The organism is Sphingomonas sp. SFZ2018-12, from assembly GCF_022496715.1.
GTDB lineage: Bacteria > Pseudomonadota > Alphaproteobacteria > Sphingomonadales > Sphingomonadaceae > Sphingomonas.
The window spans coordinates 1-16,525 of sequence record NZ_WTFM01000008.1; the positions used below are offsets into that span (position 1 = coordinate 1).

General features: G+C 64.3%; 21 protein-coding genes and 1 pseudogene. 9 read left to right on the forward strand and 13 right to left on the reverse strand.

Annotated features, from left to right (window positions below):
* From GO308_RS17585 to GO308_RS17635, 11 genes and pseudogenes are all read right to left on the reverse strand, one after another.
* Positions 1–442: pseudogene (locus GO308_RS17585) on the reverse strand (type IV secretion system protein VirB10); the annotation flags it as partial.
* A gap of 1 nt (position 443) precedes the next feature.
* Positions 444–1,289, reverse strand: a complete 846-nt coding sequence (locus GO308_RS17590) for a TrbG/VirB9 family P-type conjugative transfer protein (protein WP_240886324.1) — start codon at positions 1,287–1,289, stop codon at positions 444–446.
* Positions 1,286–1,978, reverse strand: coding sequence for a type IV secretion system protein (locus tag GO308_RS17595; protein ID WP_240886325.1), 693 nt, complete (start codon positions 1,976–1,978; stop codon positions 1,286–1,288). The genes GO308_RS17590 and GO308_RS17595 overlap by 4 nt, the downstream gene beginning before the upstream one ends.
* A gap of 400 nt (positions 1,979–2,378) precedes the next feature.
* Positions 2,379–3,368 (reverse strand): type IV secretion system protein, encoded by a 990-nt coding sequence (locus GO308_RS17600; RefSeq protein WP_240886326.1) that lies wholly within the window; start codon positions 3,366–3,368, stop codon positions 2,379–2,381.
* A 20-nt stretch (positions 3,369–3,388) separates the two neighbouring features.
* Positions 3,389–3,691 carry a hypothetical protein gene (locus GO308_RS17605; protein WP_240886327.1) on the reverse strand — a complete coding sequence of 101 codons (303 nt, stop codon included), beginning with the start codon at positions 3,689–3,691 and terminating at the stop codon, positions 3,389–3,391.
* The gene (locus GO308_RS17610; RefSeq protein ID WP_240886328.1) at positions 3,688–4,416 is read right to left on the reverse strand and encodes a type IV secretion system protein; all 729 of its coding nucleotides are present in this window, start codon (positions 4,414–4,416) and stop codon (positions 3,688–3,690) included. Before GO308_RS17610 ends, GO308_RS17605 begins: the two co-directional genes overlap by 4 nt.
* A 12-nt stretch (positions 4,417–4,428) precedes the next feature.
* The gene (locus tag GO308_RS17615) at positions 4,429–6,819 is read right to left on the reverse strand and encodes a VirB4 family type IV secretion/conjugal transfer ATPase (RefSeq protein WP_240886329.1); all 2,391 of its coding nucleotides are present in this window, start codon (positions 6,817–6,819) and stop codon (positions 4,429–4,431) included.
* Positions 6,812–7,135, reverse strand: a complete 324-nt coding sequence (locus tag GO308_RS17620; RefSeq protein ID WP_066671220.1) for a VirB3 family type IV secretion system protein — start codon at positions 7,133–7,135, stop codon at positions 6,812–6,814. The genes GO308_RS17615 and GO308_RS17620 overlap by 8 nt, the downstream gene beginning before the upstream one ends.
* An 84-nt stretch (positions 7,136–7,219) precedes the next feature.
* Positions 7,220–7,597, reverse strand: coding sequence for a TrbC/VirB2 family protein (locus GO308_RS17625; protein WP_240886330.1), 378 nt, complete (start codon positions 7,595–7,597; stop codon positions 7,220–7,222).
* The gene (locus GO308_RS17630) at positions 7,594–8,277 is read right to left on the reverse strand and encodes a lytic transglycosylase domain-containing protein (protein WP_346769098.1); all 684 of its coding nucleotides are present in this window, start codon (positions 8,275–8,277) and stop codon (positions 7,594–7,596) included. Before GO308_RS17630 ends, GO308_RS17625 begins: the two co-directional genes overlap by 4 nt.
* A 221-nt stretch (positions 8,278–8,498) precedes the next feature.
* Positions 8,499–8,711, reverse strand: a complete 213-nt coding sequence (locus GO308_RS17635; protein WP_240886332.1) for a hypothetical protein — start codon at positions 8,709–8,711, stop codon at positions 8,499–8,501.
* A gap of 170 nt (positions 8,712–8,881) precedes the next feature.
* On the opposite strand from GO308_RS17635, the gene GO308_RS17640 reads away from it, so the two are divergent.
* The 9 genes from GO308_RS17640 (at position 8,882) to GO308_RS17680 (ending at position 14,520) form a co-directional block, all read left to right on the forward strand.
* Complete coding sequence (locus GO308_RS17640; protein WP_240886333.1) at positions 8,882–9,772, forward strand: toprim domain-containing protein; 891 nt, start codon at positions 8,882–8,884, stop codon at positions 9,770–9,772.
* Complete coding sequence (locus tag GO308_RS17645; protein ID WP_240886334.1) at positions 9,769–10,368, forward strand: thermonuclease family protein; 600 nt, start codon at positions 9,769–9,771, stop codon at positions 10,366–10,368. Before GO308_RS17640 ends, GO308_RS17645 begins: the two co-directional genes overlap by 4 nt.
* Before the next feature lie 183 nt (positions 10,369–10,551).
* Entirely contained in the window at positions 10,552–10,854 is a 303-nt protein-coding gene (locus tag GO308_RS17650) for a hypothetical protein (protein WP_240886335.1), read from the forward strand.
* A gap of 23 nt (positions 10,855–10,877) precedes the next feature.
* A complete protein-coding gene (locus GO308_RS17655) occupies positions 10,878–11,288 on the forward strand; it encodes a hypothetical protein (protein ID WP_240886336.1) in 411 nt (136 codons plus the stop codon).
* A 270-nt stretch (positions 11,289–11,558) separates the two neighbouring features.
* Positions 11,559–12,482, forward strand: a complete 924-nt coding sequence (locus tag GO308_RS17660) for a zincin-like metallopeptidase domain-containing protein (RefSeq protein ID WP_240886337.1) — start codon at positions 11,559–11,561, stop codon at positions 12,480–12,482.
* Complete coding sequence (locus GO308_RS17665) at positions 12,479–13,132, forward strand: hypothetical protein (RefSeq protein ID WP_240886338.1); 654 nt, start codon at positions 12,479–12,481, stop codon at positions 13,130–13,132. Before GO308_RS17660 ends, GO308_RS17665 begins: the two co-directional genes overlap by 4 nt.
* 26 nt (positions 13,133–13,158) lie before the next feature.
* A complete protein-coding gene (locus tag GO308_RS17670) occupies positions 13,159–13,476 on the forward strand; it encodes a hypothetical protein (protein ID WP_240886339.1) in 318 nt (105 codons plus the stop codon).
* The gene (locus tag GO308_RS17675) at positions 13,473–13,676 is read left to right on the forward strand and encodes a hypothetical protein (protein ID WP_240886340.1); all 204 of its coding nucleotides are present in this window, start codon (positions 13,473–13,475) and stop codon (positions 13,674–13,676) included. The genes GO308_RS17670 and GO308_RS17675 overlap by 4 nt, the downstream gene beginning before the upstream one ends.
* Before the next feature lie 268 nt (positions 13,677–13,944).
* Positions 13,945–14,520 (forward strand): recombinase family protein, encoded by a 576-nt coding sequence (locus tag GO308_RS17680; protein WP_240886341.1) that lies wholly within the window; start codon positions 13,945–13,947, stop codon positions 14,518–14,520.
* A gap of 75 nt (positions 14,521–14,595) precedes the next feature.
* Here the strand turns inward: GO308_RS17680 and GO308_RS17685 are convergent, their stop codons facing one another.
* Entirely contained in the window at positions 14,596–15,048 is a 453-nt protein-coding gene (locus GO308_RS17685) for a hypothetical protein (protein WP_066478497.1), read from the reverse strand.
* A 237-nt stretch (positions 15,049–15,285) separates the two neighbouring features.
* Entirely contained in the window at positions 15,286–16,518 is a 1,233-nt protein-coding gene (locus GO308_RS17690; protein ID WP_240886342.1) for an APC family permease, read from the reverse strand.
* Positions 16,519–16,525 lie beyond the last annotated feature (7 nt).

A 16,525-nucleotide genomic window follows, 5' to 3' on the forward strand; every position in this document is an offset into this window, starting at 1 on the left:
TCGCCCGGCGCTGCGCTTCGGCCTGGCGGGCGCTGAGCTGCCCCTGTTGGCCCGTGTTCGACGCATAGGGCGTGATCGGCTGACCGTCGGGGCCGATCGCCGGCACCTGTTCGCCGGTGAGCTGGACGGGTGCGTTCGGATCGCGCGGCGCCGTCGCGAGCGTCGGCGCGATCACCGAGTTCGGATCGTAAGGCGCTTCGGCCGCAGGGGGCGGGGCCTTCTTCTGCGCTTGCTGTACCTGGTTGTTGCCTCCAACGCCGGTGACGAGCGACAGCACGCCGAATACGACCGCGCCGGCGAGGCCGGCACCCACGATCATCTTCTTATTGTCCCACTGGACCGTGTTCAGCGACGGGATGCGGTTGGGCCGATCGACCGCGGCGGTGCGATCGATTTCCGTCACATCGGGCGTGGCGTCGACGTCGAATCTTTTATCGGACACGTCAGTTCTCCGTCGTGCTGCGCTCTACGACTTCGGAGGCCGTGTCCGACTTGGGATCGCGGCCGTAGAAGCTCGGGCTTTCGTTGTAGATGCAGAGGACCACCTTTCCCCGGCGCAGGCGCATTTGCTGATAGACGCCGTGGACGACGACGAACTCGTCGCGCACGTCGAATGAAGCCGTCGCCTCGCTCCCGTCAGGGTTCACGATGAAAATGGCGGGGATCTCGCGCTGGTTCGGGAATCGCAGGACGGTGAACTGCCCGTTGTCGCTGACTTCAGACGGTTGCAGGGCGGTCGCGCCCTGGACCTTGTAGTTGAGGTTGCGTGTCCCTTCGAGGACGCCAAGGTCGAGCGCCGTCTTGATCGCCCCGTTCTGAGCGGCGAGCGCGGCGGCGAGCTGCGCGCGCTGCGCCGCGAGGCGGGCCTGTTCCGCCTCATAGACCGGGTAGCGGAGGCGCACCTTGAAGAACGTCCCCGGCGATCGTGCGCCAGCGACGGCCGACAGCTCGAACGTGTAGTTGCGCTTGGTGCCTTGGAACTCCGTCACCACGATCAGGTTGGTCGCACCGGCGCGCTCGCGCGGCTTGACGAACAGCGAGTTGTCGGCCGGGGCGACCTCCCAGGAGATCGTGTCACCCATCGCGACGAACTTGATGACCTCGCCGGGGGCGAACTCGATCTGCGTCGCGGTGCGGAAAGCGCTCCGGATTTGGATCACGTTGCCGTCGGTATAGTTGACCTCGCGAATGCGATGGTCGGGGCCGAGCTGGATGGGCGTTTGCGCCAGCACGGACGAGCCGGTGAGCGCGCCGATCGCCGCCGCGGCCATGAGGAGGACGGGTTTCATCGTGTCGGAACCTCCACGTCGGCTCGGTAGGATTTGACCTGAAACCCGAGCGGGTTGGCGTATCGGCCAGCTTCGGTTTCCGGCTTCGACAGCACATCGAAAGTGATGGTCGCGATAGCGGGGGTCTCGATCACCTGCTGATCGCGCTGGAGGCGCTTGACGAACCGCACCTGCGCCACGTTGGGGGAGATGAACGCGACCGAGCGGATCGCGACGAACACCGCGTCGCTGGCGGTGAACTGGTTTTGCGGCGAGTCTGGATTGTCCTTCTTGTAGAAGGTGGTCCAGCGGTTCTGTTCCTCGCGCGCCGACAGCGCCAGCACCTTGCGATAGAACTCCTCCCGCGCTTGCGGGATCCAGCCCTCGCGCGTGCGGACGTAATCCGCGAGGAAGTATTTCCGGATTGCCTCGTCATAGGTGATCGTCTTATCGCCGCGCAGCTCCTGGGTAACTTCCGTCGCCCCCGTCGAGCGATCGACCGTGACCACGTAGGGAACGACCGTCTTAAGCGGCGAGAGCGCCATGACCGAGCCGACGCCGACGATCGCCAGCGCGCTCGCGACACCGGCGACCGTCCAAGCGACGCGGCGCGAGCGGGTCGCAGCTACGAACCTATCCCGATCCCAGCTCTCCGCTTCCGCGAAATACGCCTTGAGATCTTCTTCCTTGTCTTTGACCCCGATCGCCATGTCAGCAGCTCGCGTATGTGGTTGGCAGAGCCGCCGTCGGGCCGGCGCTGGGTTCAATCGCGCCGATCGCCGGCACCTTGCCCGCCCGGCTTGTGTTCGGCCCCTGTGAGGGCGAGGCCGCCCCTTCCGCTGGGAACAGGTTGGTAGTCGGCGCCGGTGCAGCCTCGGGCGCAGGTGTGCCACGTGGCACACCTGGCGCGCTCGCCGGGCCAACAGCGGACGTCATGTTCCTGGGCGGCACGGTCGGCAGGACCGTCCCGTATGGATTAGCGGGCCGCTTCTGACGCCCGCTACAGCGCGGCAGCTTTTCGTCCTTCGCAGCGGTTGCAGGAACCGAGGGGATCAATGTCACCAGGGCGAGAGTCGCCAGCGCTGAACCGAACTTCATGTCGAACTCCTGCTATGTATTGTTTCGCAGCGTCCCGCCGCTTCCACCGCGTATCCGGGAGTAAGCGGCACGAGCTGCGAAGGCTGTCCCACTGCCCGCTGCTCTCACGGACGATGCGAACGGGGCTGTGACGACAGCGTTGGCGAACTGCGTAGCGAGCGACGCACCACCCCCGCCGAGACCAGCAGCCAAACCGGGAATCTGGAGGAAGAAAAAGAATCCTAGCGCATAAAAACCCAACGCCTTTGCAGCAGCGAACACCAGAGGATCATCGTTGGTTATCGAGTCGATGAAGGCGTCGCCGGTGTTGGTAATAAAAACGGTCACTAGAAGCGCGAAGGCGACAAGCACCACGTAATTGACGATGGTTCCCAGCCACTGAAAGAAGAACGAGCGGGTAGCGTCAAACAGTAATGACGCGACAAAGACCGGCCCGACTGCCGCAAGCAGAGCGAGCGCGAACAGCGCAAAAGCACATATCGCAAATCCCAAAGCTGCGGCTAGAAGCGCGCTGATGATTACCACGACCGAGATTACTTCGCAGGCAATAATCTCGTCCCAGTTATTCGAGAAGCCGGCCCAGTTCGTTCCTTCCTGATCGGTATGTTCTTGAACGATTTCCCTCATCCGTCCGATGGCCCTCAAAGAGCCGTTCATCATATCGTCGAAGAAGTCGCCTAAGCCGTTGACGTTTGAAGCCCCGACCGCGTTAGCTACTTCACTCGGCAAGCCGTCCATTGCTAGGAGCCCGACAGAAGCTCCATAAAGCGATGTTACCGCGAAGACGACTGCGGCCAGCTTCGTCGCCCGATATACAAGCTCCCGGAAAGGGTATTCGACCGCACCCCGAAGAACCGCGATGCCCAACAGGATGATGTATATTGTGACGCCGACACGAAGCGGACCCGAAATCCATCCAACCATTCCGGCATAGACAGCAATGATGCCGGCTAAGGCACCGTCGAGGGCTGTAAACATTTGCTCGAAGATACTAAAGCTCATGTTAGTCCTCTAGCCGAGTGCTATTTACCGGCGTTTTGTAGTTTATCGTTTTCCGCCCGGTGCGACAGCGACTGCTTCGCACCGTTAACATTATTGCAGTTCTGAAATACTACTGACGGCCAAGTAGCAACAGGACGCTGCGAAGCCCTCCACGTGCCGCAAATTGCGTCCATCTCTCTCATTTCGGCGTTGTTTGCGACGTAATAGCTGACCGTCCGCGCCGGCATGTCGGACCGCAATTCATTTTCCGGTGCTGCTGTCTTGTTCGATCCGCACCCCGCAAGCGTCAGCATCAGGAGGCCTGACCAGGCCGTGCGGTTCATCGACCTGCCTCAAGCAACTGTTGAGTTTCCGTGCGACGCGACGATTGACTACGCTGATAGTCCGCCTCGACCTTTGCCCGGCGCTGAATCTCGATCGCCTGCAAAGCCATCTGATCGTTCATCATCTGCGCTTGTTCGAGCTGGAGCCGCGCCGACATATCGGCACGCTCCGCGGCCGAAGTCGCGGTGTTGAGGCGGCTTCGTAGCTCTTCCAGTCCCAGGCGGCGGTTCGACACCGCATCGCCGACGTTGCCGGCCAAGCCCGCCGTGACGGCCGCCTCGCGAGCGCCCTGCTCGGATGCGGCGCGCTGCTCGGCCGTCGCCGAACCCGAGATGCGGCCGATCAGGTCCTGATAGACGTCGTTCGCCTTGCCCCGCAGGCCGCCCACGACGTCGATATTGCCGTTGGTATAACCATCGAGGCTGCTGGACGACACGTTGCTGCCGCGCAGCACGTCGTTCTTGAGGCGCTGCGCTTGAGCGCCAATGTCCGTCGCCTTGTTGAGGTCGCGATAGAGCTTCTGCGCTTCGTCGATCTGTTGGCGGGTCTGCGCGACGATCTTCTGCGTCTCGGCAAAGGCGGCGCGAGCCTGGTTCAACTCTTGGAGCTGGCGCGCGAAGGCGCTGGGATCGTGGACAATGCCGCCGAACTGCGCGTGCGCGGCGCCGGCGAACATGAGCGCTGATCCTGACAGCGCGAGGGTGGCGAGCTTCATTCTACGCATGTCCCTTCTCCTTCAGCTTGGACGACGACGTTGGTGGAAGACGGGGAGCCAGGTCGCGGGGTCCGGCCCGAACTCGGCTGCGACCTGGACGGCGATCGACGTCGTTTCCGCCCGCCCCGACAGGACCGCCAGCTCATCATCGAGCCCGGTCAGGTCCAGCTCGACCACAACGCTGTCATGGCCTTGCTTGACGAGGAACTTGCGCGACTCCGGCGACAACTCTTCGCGGATGAGCTGGTATTCCGCGTCGGTCAGCGAGAAGCCCTCAACATAGTCGCGACGCGCTCCCTTGGGATTGGGGAGCATCACCTGGGTTGCGACCTGTTCGAGGATCGAGTGCGCGATGTCGCTCTTGAGCGCATCGGCCGGCGACTGTGTGGCGAATACCATCAGCGCGTTGCGCTTGCGGTATGTCTTCAGGCCATCTTGCGCGAAGCTCCGGAACGCATCGTCGCCGAGCGCCTTCCAGAACTCGTCAACGGCGATGATCGTCCGCTCGCCGGTCAGCAGCTTGTCGATCCGGTGGAACAGGTAAAGCATCAGCGGCGTGCGGATTTCGCCGTTGTCGAGGAAGTCCGTCATGTCGAAGCCCATGAACCGGGTGTCGAGCTTCATTTCGTCTTCCGCGTTGTCGAAGACCCACCCCATCGCCCCGCGCGAGGTCCACTTCTCCAAGCGCGCGCCGATGCCGCCCGCGTCGGCCATGCCGAGCATCGTGCGCAGCGCGTCGAGCGAACGCGCCTCGCGAGGGAGCCGCATCACCGCGGCGATGCCCTCATCGATCATCCGTTCTTCCTGAACCGTGATCGGGCGACTTTCGGCGCGAACGAGCTGGCGCACCCACAGCGACAGCCAGGCCCGGTCCTCCGCGTTGTTGTCGAGCGCCTTCAGGGGCGCGAAGCCGGTCGGCGTGCCGTTGGTGAGCGTCAGATACGTGCCGCCGGAGGCCAGCACGAAGATCTGCGCGCCCTTATCCTTGTCGATGAATATCTGGCGCGCGCCCGTCTTCTCGGCTTGCGCCATGAGGAAGTTGACGATCACCGTCTTGCCGCCGCCCGACGGGCCGATGACGAGCGTGTGGCCCAGGTCGCGCTTGTGGAAGCTGAAGAAATAGGGGCTGCGCGCGCTGGTCTTGAGCAGCGCGATCGCGTCGCCCCAATGATTCCCGGTGGCGAGGCCGGCGGGATAGGTGTGGAAGGGCGAGAACGCCGCGAAGTTGAGCGACGTGATCGGCGCCGGCCTCGCGCGCCACGCGAAGTTACCGACGAGCTGGCTCCAATAGGCGGCTTCCAACGCCGCACCCTCGCGCGCCGCGACCATACCGGTGTCGGCGAGCGCGGCGCGCGCGATCGACATATTGTCGCGCAGTCCCTTGAGGCTGTCCGAGTAGACCGCGAGCGTGAAGTGATGATCGCCCAGGACGAAGCGGTTCGACATGAGATCGTCGGCCGCTTCGACGAGATCGAGCATCTGACTGACGGCGCGATCGTCGGCGTTCTCCATCTGCTTTTGCCGCAGACGGAACCGTTCGGAGGCCGCAGCGCGACCGAGGAAGGTGAAGGATTGCGTCAGCACGAACGCGAAATCGACGGCCAGCAGGGATTCGAGCTGGCGGGGCGTCGTGGTCGCCGGATATTCGCGGATGCCGAAGATGCCGCCGAACGCGCTGCGATCGGCGTCGCGGACCTCGACCGTCTCGCCGCCGAAGACGACGCGCTGGCGGTAGAGGGCGCTGCCCAGGTGGCCGCGGATCACGGGCACGCGGCGATGCCGACCCGTCATCACCATTTCCGCGACCTCCATCGTCTCCGAGAACTTCAGGCCGTTATGCCCGTAGATCGACAGCCGCCGCGGCGAGCAGCGATCCATCAGCTTCTCGAAATCGCGCGCCTTGTCCTCCAGCGCCTCCAGCAGATCGGCGTCGACCGCATCGGCCTCCGCCGTCGCCCTCGACTTGTTCTTGAAAAGCTGGACGAGAATATCGGCCCCGTGGATCGCGGGGCGCAGCACCAGCGTCACGAAGAAGCGGTTGATGAACATCCGCTCCTTGTTCATCCGGGCGAAGTAAGCCGCGTCGAGATCGCGCGCGAAGCGCGAGCGGAAGTTCCCGCCCGGATATTGCTCGACGCGCGACCGCACGAGGTGCGTCCAGATCGACAGGCGATCATCGTGCAGGTTTCGGAGCATCCCGTTGAGCTTGGCGTGCCAATCGTTCAGGTCGCGGACGTCCGCGGTCTCGAAGGCGCGGCCCTGCAGCTCGAACGTCAGCATGATTGCGCCGGAATCGAGCATCACCACTTCGTCGGTGACGTGCCGCGCATAGGGCAGGAACTTGGTCGGCAGCACTTCCTTGAGTGCGACCTTCATCGGCACCTGTTCGGAGAGGCGGTTGGCCCTAGCCATTGCGGCCGAACCCCTTTCGCTTGATGCCCTTCAGGGGCAGCGGCGTGTAGCTGGACCCGCCCCAAAAGACGCGGTTGCGGTTCGCCGCCTTGGTGCGGCCCCACAGGAAGATGAGCCGGAAGGCGTTGACGTCGTGGCGCACGACGAGGCGCGAGATGCCGAACATGACGGCCGCCACGACGCCGCCATAGATCGGGTTCGTGGTCCCGATCAGGGTAATGACCGAGGCCAGCAGGATCACCACCGCCGCCTCGATCGGGATGCCCGCGAACAAGGCGGGCCGCGTCACCGCCAGGAACAGCGGGTTGCGTGCCATCACTTCCCGGTCTTCATCCACGCATTCTACTCCGAGCTACACAGGCGATAGCGGGGCGCGACCCGCGCCCCGCGTCCATGACGATCAGCCTGCCCCGCCGGCGAGCTGCCCAACGATCCACGGCGCCGAGAAGATGATCGCGATGCCGATGATGACGGTGACGAGCGCCCCGGTGTTCACCCGACCCGTAAGCCACCCGAAACCCGCCGCGATCAGCGCGAGGATCGCCACCGTCCGCAGGAGGCCGTTGCTCAGGAGGTTGAGCACCGACTGGCTGAAACTCTCGAGGTTGGTCTGCGCGAATGCCGGCTCCGCAGACGCCAGCGACGCGAACGCCACGGCCCCGAACATCGACAGCAGCCGCGAGACCTTGCGCTGCCGGGGCGTCATCGCCTCGACCCGGGCCGTGACTTTGGATCGGAGGGCGCGCGTCGGCCCACCGATCGAAGATGCGAGATTCATCTGTTTTCTCCTTCGGCGAGACGCGCTCGCTCATATTCCGCCCTCGCAAACACGTCCCACGATGGCGGCGGTGGGGGTGGTGCAGCTTGGCGCTGCACCGGCGCGGACGTGTTCTCTGCTACCAGCTCGGCGAGCTGCGTTGCCGCGCTCGCCTGGCCGGAATCGATGGACCCGGAAGTCGCGGCGACCCGGACCGACACGGGTCGGATGCCGTCGGCGACGCCGGCGTTGCCGACCACCTTCCCGACATAGCCGTTGGTGAAGCCACGCGACTGCGACCCGGTGTTATACATGGATAGGGCAATGCGGAGCGCGCGCTGGGGGTGAAGCCCCGCACGCACGCTATGGTAATTGCCCGAGAGGACCGCCGCAGCCGCGGCGAGGTTCGTGCAAGGCTCGAAAACCGTGTCCCAGGTCAACCCGAGCCGCTTCATGTTGCGCGAGTTGATCTGACCCAAGCCGAGATCGACCGAATAGCCCTTGCCGACATAGAAGCGCGCGACCTCGATCGCCTGCGCTACGCTCGTCGGTTGCGCGACCTTGCGCCCGAGGCCGTTGACGTTGATCGCCAGTTCGTTGCCGCCGCTTTCAGTTTTCACGATCGCCGCGATCGTCTCGGGTGCCACACTAGGCGCGCATTGTGCGGCGAGACCGAGAATGATTGCGGCGGAGAGCGGCACTAGGCGCTCCCGCCCTTTCGGGCTGGGAACCGATTAGCTCGCTGCAAGGCGAGGCACCTTAGCGGCGCAGGCCGTCTCATGGCACAAGATACGCAAACACTACTCAAGCGATTCACCATGGTTTCGCTTCACTACGAAAGGCAAGCTAACCCGTCGCGTTGTAGCTGTATACCCCTAAAATCACTGCAAATGTGCTCAAGGCATCACTGATGCGGGAGCGCTCAGAAAGCCGTGTCGTCGCGTAAACCGCAAAACGGATGCACGGCAATGACACCATCGTAGCCATAGCCTATGACAATTCGGCGAATGGCAGAGGCAGCCTTTTTATACAATCTGATCCGCTTCTTATCATAAAGTCCCACATGAAACAGCGCTGTCCCGCGCCAGCTCACCCGCACATTGATGTGCCATTTCCCGGTTTCATGCTGCCACACGTGAACGTCCGTGATCGAACCGCCGGGGGGGCGGTGCGTTGTAAGCTCCCGCTCCAATAACAACTCACATTCCATGCCGCCCCCGCCAAAAGCGATTCCATAGGTTTTCGCTGGTGATATATGTCACCGTAATGTACCAAGTATGCTTGCTTCAACGAGGGTGTCCAGAGATGGCACAGCGTCAGACCGCGAGCATTGAGGACCAGGCCGAGCGCGTCGTTCGCCAGCTCGGGGGGAAGTGGCAGGGCGATTTCGCGATGTGCCGCTGTCCGGCCCACGCCGACGGCACGGCGAGCCTGTCGATCCGCGTCGGGACCAAGGCCGTGCTGTTCCATTGCTTCGCCGGCTGCACCGCCGACGCGATCATGTCCGCGCTGCGCTCGGGCAAGATCCTCGCGCCCGCCGACCACGACCCGGGCCAGCGCCAGGAGAGCAAGGCCGACCACAACAAGGTCGCGCTTGCGGTATGGCGGCACGCCGAGCCGTTCGCCGGGTCGCTCGCCGATCGCTATCTGCGCTCGCGCGCGATCGTCCCCGACAGCCTCAGCGGCCTCAACATCCGCTTCGATCCCCGCTGCCAGTTCGGCGCCGGCGCCGCCAAGGCGTTCGCGCCGGCGCTGATCGTGCCGATCGAGGAGGACGCCGGCGTCGTCGCCATTCATCGGACCTTTCTGGCGCCTGACGGCCGCGGCAAGGCCGATATGCCCGAGCCCAAGTGGATGCTCGGCAACCCGGGCCAGGGTGCGGTCCGCTGGGGCGGCATCCCGATCGACGGCATCCTGCGCCTCGCCGAAGGCGTCGAGGAAGCTGCGAGCGTGATGAACATGCTTGAGCCTGGCCGGTTCGTATGGCCGGCGCTGGGGATCGAGCGATATCAGGCTATCGCCATCCCCGAGAGCGTCCATACCGTCGTGATCTACAGCCAGCATGGGCGCGAGGCGGCGCGCGCGATCGAGCGCGCCACCCCGCACCTGACGGCCAACGGCCGTCAGCTCGTCAGCAAGCTGCCGCCCCATGCTGGCGACTGGAACGATCTCTTGCGCGCGATCCGGAGCCTATGAAGCTGTTCCCGGGAGCGCCGCCATTTCAGCGGTGGATGATGGGCGTGACGTTCGTGATCGTCGCGGTGTATTCGATCTCGCAGAACAAAGAGCAAATCACGGAAGCGTCGAAAACCCGTCTGACGTCGCCGAGTCCGCGAATCATCGATGGGGATACCGTCGATTTTCAAAATGGGCGGGTGCGTATCGTCGGGATCGATGCACCGGATGATGACTTGCCGCACCTGAAATCACTGTCGAGCCGGGCTTTGCTGGATTTGGCGACGCGCGATGGTGGGTTGGATTGTTCGGTATCGATGTTCGATTATGCGCTTCGACGTGAAAATCAGTGTCGGACCGATCCGAAGAGCTTCGATCGTTTGAATCTGGCATGTCGCTTTCCCGCGAATAAAGCCAGTGTTGGCGCAACGATGGTCGCTCAAGGATATGCGGTTGATTACCGGGTCTATTCAGGCGGCGCTTATGTCGACTTGATGCAAAAGGCAGCAGCAGCACGAGCAGGACTATGGGGGGTCGATTACGAAGGGATGCGCCGACTTGCGGTTCGGAGGGCTCAGGTTCCGAAAGGGTGCAGCGTCGAGACGATCAAGAAGTAGGCGGGGCCTGCCTTCGGCCCGCGCTCTACTCCGCGGTGCTGGCGCGCCGCTCCGCGGAACCCCGCGAGCGGGTTTCCGCCCATGCGGGTGACGATCAGCTAGGCTGGCGCGGACCGCCCTTGCGGGCGGGCGTGGTTTGCAGGGGCGCTCGATCCCATGATTGAGCGAGGCTCCCCGACCGCGATGCTGGTCGGCCGCTGGGGCATGGCGCTGTCCATCGTCGCCGGCGCCGTGCTGCTCGGTCGCGTCGTGCGCACGTATCCTCACCTACTCCCGAACCGGCTCCCCGGCCTCCTGCTCTACGAGCTGGGGCCGGGCCTGGTTCTCGGCATCGCGATCGGCGTCGCCACCATCATCACCCACGGCAGCGGCCCACGCCTCGCCGCGCCTAAGCGGCTCGCGCTCTTCGCGCTCGCCGCCACCGTCGCCGGCGTCGTCGTCCTCGGTATCGAGTTCAACGACAGCCTACGCGGGCTATGGCTATGAGTGGCGATCGGGAGGTGTGCCACGTGGCACACCCCGACCTGGATCTCGCGCGCACCCTCGCCGCCAATGCGCGAGGTTTCCTTCGCGACCTTCCTGGACAGGAGGACGATCGTCAGCTTCAGACCCGATACCATCGCCTCGCCATCGCGCTCGAGCTGGCGCTGAAAAGCTATCTGATCGTGCGCGGCCACACCGACGATGCGAACCGCCGCATCGGCCATGATCTACGGCGCGCCGCCCAGGTCGCGACAGCCGAAGGGCTCGCCATTGCCCCCGCGCTCTACGACCTGGTCGATGACGCGCACCCGTTCTTCATGCGCGGCGGCTTCCACCGGGAGCATCGCATCGACTGGCAACGGCATCGCGCCGATCGCGCCGCGGCCGAGCTGGCGGCGCTGCTGACAACAATCGCCGCGCCGATCGGCGCGAGGTGAGTTCGCGGCGAACCGGAGCCGTCCCCCGGACGCCCCCGTTCGCGGGGAACACCAAGGGCGGCTGCCCTTTCGTTCCCGAACGACAATCGACCGCCCGTGTAATCCGCCAAGCGTGGCGCCCGACGCCCTGCAGGGCGCCGGCCACGCTAGGGCGGCTCGCCCGCGCCAGCGGTAGATTCTCGCTCTCCCTCCCCATCCCGTTCCTCGCCGGAAAGGCAGAGCCGGTTGCTGTTGCGACCGGCTTTCAGCCTCAAAGGAAAGGAAAAAGTGATGGGACGGATCACCGACAACCGAGCCGACGTCTATCAGGAAATCACCGATCAGATGATCGCCATGATCGAGGCGGGAACCCGGCCTTGGTCGAAATCGTGGAACGGTGCCCCTACGCCCCATATCCCGCTGCGCTCGACCGGCGCGCCCTATCGCGGCATCAACGTGCTGACCCTGTGGGTTGCCGCCATGACGAAGGGCTATGTCTCCCCGCATTGGCTTACCTTCAAGCAGGCGCTGGAGCTTGGAGGATGCGTCAGGAAGGGCGAGAAGGGCTCGACCGTCGTCTATGCCAACAAGATCGAGGTGGACGACGCCAAGGGCGGCGAGCGGGGCGAGGACGGCAAGCGTCAGGTCGCGTTCCTGAAGCGATACACCGTCTTCAATGCCGAGCAGATCGACGGCATCGAGGCGAAATATCCGGCCCCCGCACCGATCATCACCGCGACCAATCCCGACGAGCGGGACGCCGAGCTGGACGCGCTCTTTGGCCGCGTTCCCGTCACCGTCCGTCATCACGGGTCGCAGCCCTATTATCAGCCGAGCGGCGATCATGTCGTCATGCCGGAGTTTGCCGACTTCCACACCAGCGACGACTATTATTCGACCCTCGCGCACGAGCTATGCCACGCCACGGGCCACATCGATCGGCTCGCCCGCCCCTCGCTCATTTCCACGAAGCGCGAGGACTATGCCCGCGAGGAACTGGTTGCCGAGCTGGGGGCCGCGTTCATCAGCGGCGCGATCGGCATCAAGCTCCACGACCGCGAGGATCACGCCGCCTATCTGGCAAACTGGCTTCACGCGCTCCGCAACGACAAGCGGTGCATTTTCACCGCCGCCCGTCAGGCCCAGGACGCGGCCGATTGGCTGTTGAGCCGCATGGCGATCGAGGCGGCTTCCGACTTGGAGCAGGCGGCATGACCGATCCGCACGACTCCGGCCCCGACGAGGGCCGGGGCATCGCGGGGCGACTGGTCTATGATCCGAGCTTCGCGACCGTCACCGAGGAGGAGTTCAACGAGCTGGTCGCGCTGATGCGCGACGGCCCGGCGCGCAAGCCCCTCACCCCCGAGGCGCAATGGCGGCGCGCCTATCACGCGGCGATGTTCAACCGGCGCTTGGTGGGCGTGCAGCACGACCTGTTCGGGGCGAAGCCGACGACGCACATGCACAAGGCGAAGCCGGGTCCGGTCTGTGACTGGCAGCCCGAGCCGGTTGCCGAAAAGCTGGCGCGCATCGCGCGCGATCCGGGCGCGACGTTCGGCATCGGCCGACCGGCCTTGACCGAGGACGAGAAAGCCGCCGTCATTCGCGGCGCGCCCAACTGGCTTCGCATCGGCCAGCGCGTCCGGATCGTCGGTTCGTTCGCGTCCTATGACGGCCGCGCCGATCGGCGCGTTGGGCGGATCGGCGTCATCTGGCGCTTGTGCAGCCCCGTCTTTGCCGATCACACCTATGTCTATCTCGACCCCATTGGAGCGGAGAGAACCGACAAGGTGGCGCTGATCGAGCTGCGCGACGTCGCGCCGATTGAGGACGCCCTGCTTGTCCCCGTCCCCTTCCCCGGATGATCTAAACCCTGACAGGAGCCGCCCGCATGTCCCCACCCCAACGCCGCCCCGCCATCCGCGCCGTCGCCTTCGAGGAAGTCGGCGAGGCCGTCGCCCGCCTGATCGTCGTCGCAGGGTCCGACACCGGCCAGGCCGCGCGCGCGGCCGACTTCCTGCTGGCGTGGTGGAACGGCCCGGACAATGGCCACTTCCCGATCCTCCACCTCTGCAACTGTGACGCGATCATCGCCGAGGATATGCTGATCGTCATGGCGTATCTCGCGCAGGAACCGACCGTCTATGCCGACGCCTGGGGCTATCGCGACGCGATGGTGGCGCTGGTCGAACAGTGGCGGCCCGCATGAGGCCGCTGCGCACCGCCGTCGACTTCATCACCGGCGAGCTGGTCGACCGCGACACGCGGCGCGCGCGGCTGCTCGCCGCGCGCCGCAAACCCGTCGGGAGCGTCACTCGGCGCGGCATCCTCTCCGGCCATTGGGATAAGGGCAACGTCGTCGGCGCGTTCCGCAACGGTCGCGGCAGCTTCTGCGCCGATCAGGCCTGAATCGGGCGACGCCTTCCCGCGAGCGTGAAGGGGGCACAAATTTCTGAACATCGGTCAGTCGGGCGAGAAGGCCGTAATCGACTTGCTCGACCAACATGCGACTGCCTAGGTGCTGCAATCACCCCGTCTCGCGTAAACGGTCGATTGCGAGAGGACCGCACCGATCGCGACCGAGGCCGCTAAAACGGCTCATCTAGCTTCCGACAACTGTGTCTTGTTTCTTTCTCCGAAATCCGGATAGGTTGCGTTGAGTTTTCGGAGAAGCCCCTTGCTAGTCGGCTATGCGCGCGTGTCCACCAGGGACCAATCCCCTGCCCTTCAGCTCGACGCGCTTTGTCAGGCCGGATGCGAGAAGGTATTCACCGAGAAAGCATCGGGTGCGCAGCGCGATCGGCCGGAATTGAAGGCGGCGCTCGACTATCTACGCGCCGGCGACACGTTGGCGGTGTGGAAGCTCGACCGGCTCGCGCGCTCCGTCCGGCAGCTCGTCGAGACGGCGGAAGATCTCGCCAAGCGCGAGATCGGCCTTCGCGTGCTTACCCAGGCGATCGACACCACGAGCCCTGGCGGGCGGCTTGTGTTCCACGTTTTCGCAGCCGTGGCGGAGTTTGAGCGCGAGCTGACCTTGGAGCGCACCCATGCCGGGCTTGCTCAAGCCAAGGCGCTAGGACGGCGTGGCGGGCGCAAGCCGGCGATGGGGCCAGCCGAGATTAAGCGCGCCAAAGCCATGCTCGCCGATCCAACTATCACCGTTGAGGAGGTAGCCGCGCAGCTCGGGGTGCAGCCGTCGACGCTCTACCGGCATATTCCCGGCGGGCGCAGCTCGCTAGGCCCGACGGCGTAGCAGAGGCCGTCTGTTCGACGGCTGCGTCTTTGTCCCACCCACCCAACCCTTGGGACCGGGTCTGCGGCCCGGCAGTCAGGCGAACAGGTCGCCGATTGCGCGCACCCGGAATGCGTTGAGCCACCGGCGCCGGCGATGCTCGGTCGCGTCGTGGACCATGTGGCAACGCTGACAGAGCGCGGCCAGGTTGCGCGGCCGGTTATCGCCGGGATCATGGTTCAGGTGCGCGCTGGCGAGAACCACGCGCGTGATCCGCGTTTGTGCGGGCGGGTCGATGCCAGCCAACCCGGGTTGCACACGCGCCAGCTCGTCGGGCGATGGCAGGCGGCGAAGCCCCCTGCCCTGCCCGTCGCGCCAGGTCGCTGTATCCTCGTCCCACCAGATACCATCGCCGAGGTGCAGCACGTCCCGGCCGTGCGGCCGACGGCAATGCTCGCACCGTCCCTTGGCGCGGCTGAACCGGATCAGGCTGGACAACTCGCGCCAGTCGATCGGGTAAAGCCAGCGATGTTCACGCGCGATCGGCATGACCATTCTATGAGTCAGGCGCACCCGGAACGAAAGATGAAAATCACAGCTCTGCTGAAGTTGCTGATAAGAAGCTGTCAGGTCATCCTGTGACGCACGAAGTGCGTGAAGATTTGTACGACGGTTCTCACCCGCTGGACGGTTTCGGTACTCACCCTCGACCTGGCTGAGAAACCGGGGGATCCTCACTCTTGGGGTCGGACTCTAACTCCGGGTGAAGGAAAAACGGCGGTTGCGTTACCGACTGCGCGTGCAAAACCAGAAGATGATCGCTCCCAACGAAACGATGAGACCAGCTATGAGAAGGTGCTGACCAGTCGACTGGCCGAGCAGCCATAGCGTGAACACAAAGGCCACGATAGGTATCAAGAGGCGACCGGGAAGACGAAACTGCCCAGCTTGCTCAGGAACACTCCTCTCGATGAAGGGTAGCGAGGCGATGCACAAGGCGTATGTCAACAGGCGCACGAAAGTGCTGAGGGTTGCGAGCCAGATAAAGTGCTGGCCCAGGGCCAGCACCATACTGAACGCCCCGCAGAACAGGATCGAGTTGACGGGTACATTGGTTCGATCGTTAACGACACCGAACCACGCCGGTAGCGTACCGTCCCGCGAAAGAGCAAAAGTGAGCCGTGGCGCAGTTAGTAGGGACGTCAGGCTTCCACCGCCTATCGAGAAGATGACGCCTAAGCCGAGCGCCAGCGCGCCTAGTGGACCCATGAGGCGACTGGCTAGGTCCACCAGCGGCCGATCGCTATTCCCCAGGTCGGGACCGACCGATACGGCGACGAGTTGGATCAGAGCGTAACAGATGGCGATCGCAACGACGGTGGTCACCAACGCCCGCGGTATCTCCGATCGAGCGTTCCGCGTTTCGCCTGCGTTGATCAAGCTGAACTCGAAACCAATGAATGCGTAGAGCAAGACGAGCATGGTTCGCCCGAGCGGCTCAGGCTCCAACCCGTCCGCGCTAGTCACCAGCCCCCACTCAACCTCTGGCAAACCGACTAGGATCAGAAGCAACAAAGGCACCAGCTTCAGGATGCTGATCGCATAAACTGCCGTCATCCCGGCGCGCACCCCGGCCGCATTCAGAACCGTTGCAAGCGCGATATAAGAGCTGATTGCGATCGTCCGCGGAAATCCTGATGACAATGGAGCCCAAAAGGGCACCGCATAGCTGACGATCAGGTTGGCGCTCGCCGCAATTGCAGCGACCCGGCTCACATAGATCAACAGTCCGGTCTGAAAGCCGACGAAACGTCCAAATGCGTGGGTCGTATAAACGATCGGACCGCCGGTGGTATCGAAGAAGCTTGCCGCTCGCGCCAGGGACAAGGCGACGGTAAGGATCAGAACGCCGCAGAGGATGAACAGCCACGGGCTGAAATAGCCGGCCTGGGCGATTGCCACCGCCGGTAAAGCGAAGATCCCGGAGCCGACGACGCCGTTCATAGCGATCGTCGCCACGCCGATC

Excerpts from the sequence above, each read along its gene's own strand:
- GO308_RS17600 (WP_240886326.1), bottom strand. The coding sequence starts at position 3,368 with ATGAGCTTTAGTATCTTCGAGCAAATGTTTACAGCCCTCGACGGTGCC.
- GO308_RS17665 (WP_240886338.1), top strand. The coding sequence starts at position 12,479 with ATGACCGATCCGCACGACTCCGGCCCCGACGAGGGCCGGGGCATCGCG.
- GO308_RS17640 (WP_240886333.1), top strand. The coding sequence starts at position 8,882 with ATGGCACAGCGTCAGACCGCGAGCATTGAGGACCAGGCCGAGCGCGTC.
- GO308_RS17615 (WP_240886329.1), bottom strand. The coding sequence starts at position 6,819 with ATGGCTAGGGCCAACCGCCTCTCCGAACAGGTGCCGATGAAGGTCGCA.
- GO308_RS17590 (WP_240886324.1), bottom strand. The coding sequence starts at position 1,289 with ATGAAACCCGTCCTCCTCATGGCCGCGGCGGCGATCGGCGCGCTCACC.
- GO308_RS17660 (WP_240886337.1), top strand. The coding sequence starts at position 11,559 with ATGGGACGGATCACCGACAACCGAGCCGACGTCTATCAGGAAATCACC.
- GO308_RS17650 (WP_240886335.1), top strand. The coding sequence starts at position 10,552 with ATGCTGGTCGGCCGCTGGGGCATGGCGCTGTCCATCGTCGCCGGCGCC.
- GO308_RS17610 (WP_240886328.1), bottom strand. The coding sequence starts at position 4,416 with ATGCGTAGAATGAAGCTCGCCACCCTCGCGCTGTCAGGATCAGCGCTC.
- GO308_RS17670 (WP_240886339.1), top strand. The coding sequence starts at position 13,159 with ATGTCCCCACCCCAACGCCGCCCCGCCATCCGCGCCGTCGCCTTCGAG.
- GO308_RS17685 (WP_066478497.1), bottom strand. The coding sequence starts at position 15,048 with ATGCCGATCGCGCGTGAACATCGCTGGCTTTACCCGATCGACTGGCGC.
- GO308_RS17625 (WP_240886330.1), bottom strand. The coding sequence starts at position 7,597 with ATGAATCTCGCATCTTCGATCGGTGGGCCGACGCGCGCCCTCCGATCC.
- GO308_RS17675 (WP_240886340.1), top strand. The coding sequence starts at position 13,473 with ATGAGGCCGCTGCGCACCGCCGTCGACTTCATCACCGGCGAGCTGGTC.
- GO308_RS17620 (WP_066671220.1), bottom strand. The coding sequence starts at position 7,135 with ATGGCACGCAACCCGCTGTTCCTGGCGGTGACGCGGCCCGCCTTGTTC.
- GO308_RS17605 (WP_240886327.1), bottom strand. The coding sequence starts at position 3,691 with ATGAACCGCACGGCCTGGTCAGGCCTCCTGATGCTGACGCTTGCGGGG.
- GO308_RS17595 (WP_240886325.1), bottom strand. The coding sequence starts at position 1,978 with ATGGCGATCGGGGTCAAAGACAAGGAAGAAGATCTCAAGGCGTATTTC.
- GO308_RS17645 (WP_240886334.1), top strand. The coding sequence starts at position 9,769 with ATGAAGCTGTTCCCGGGAGCGCCGCCATTTCAGCGGTGGATGATGGGC.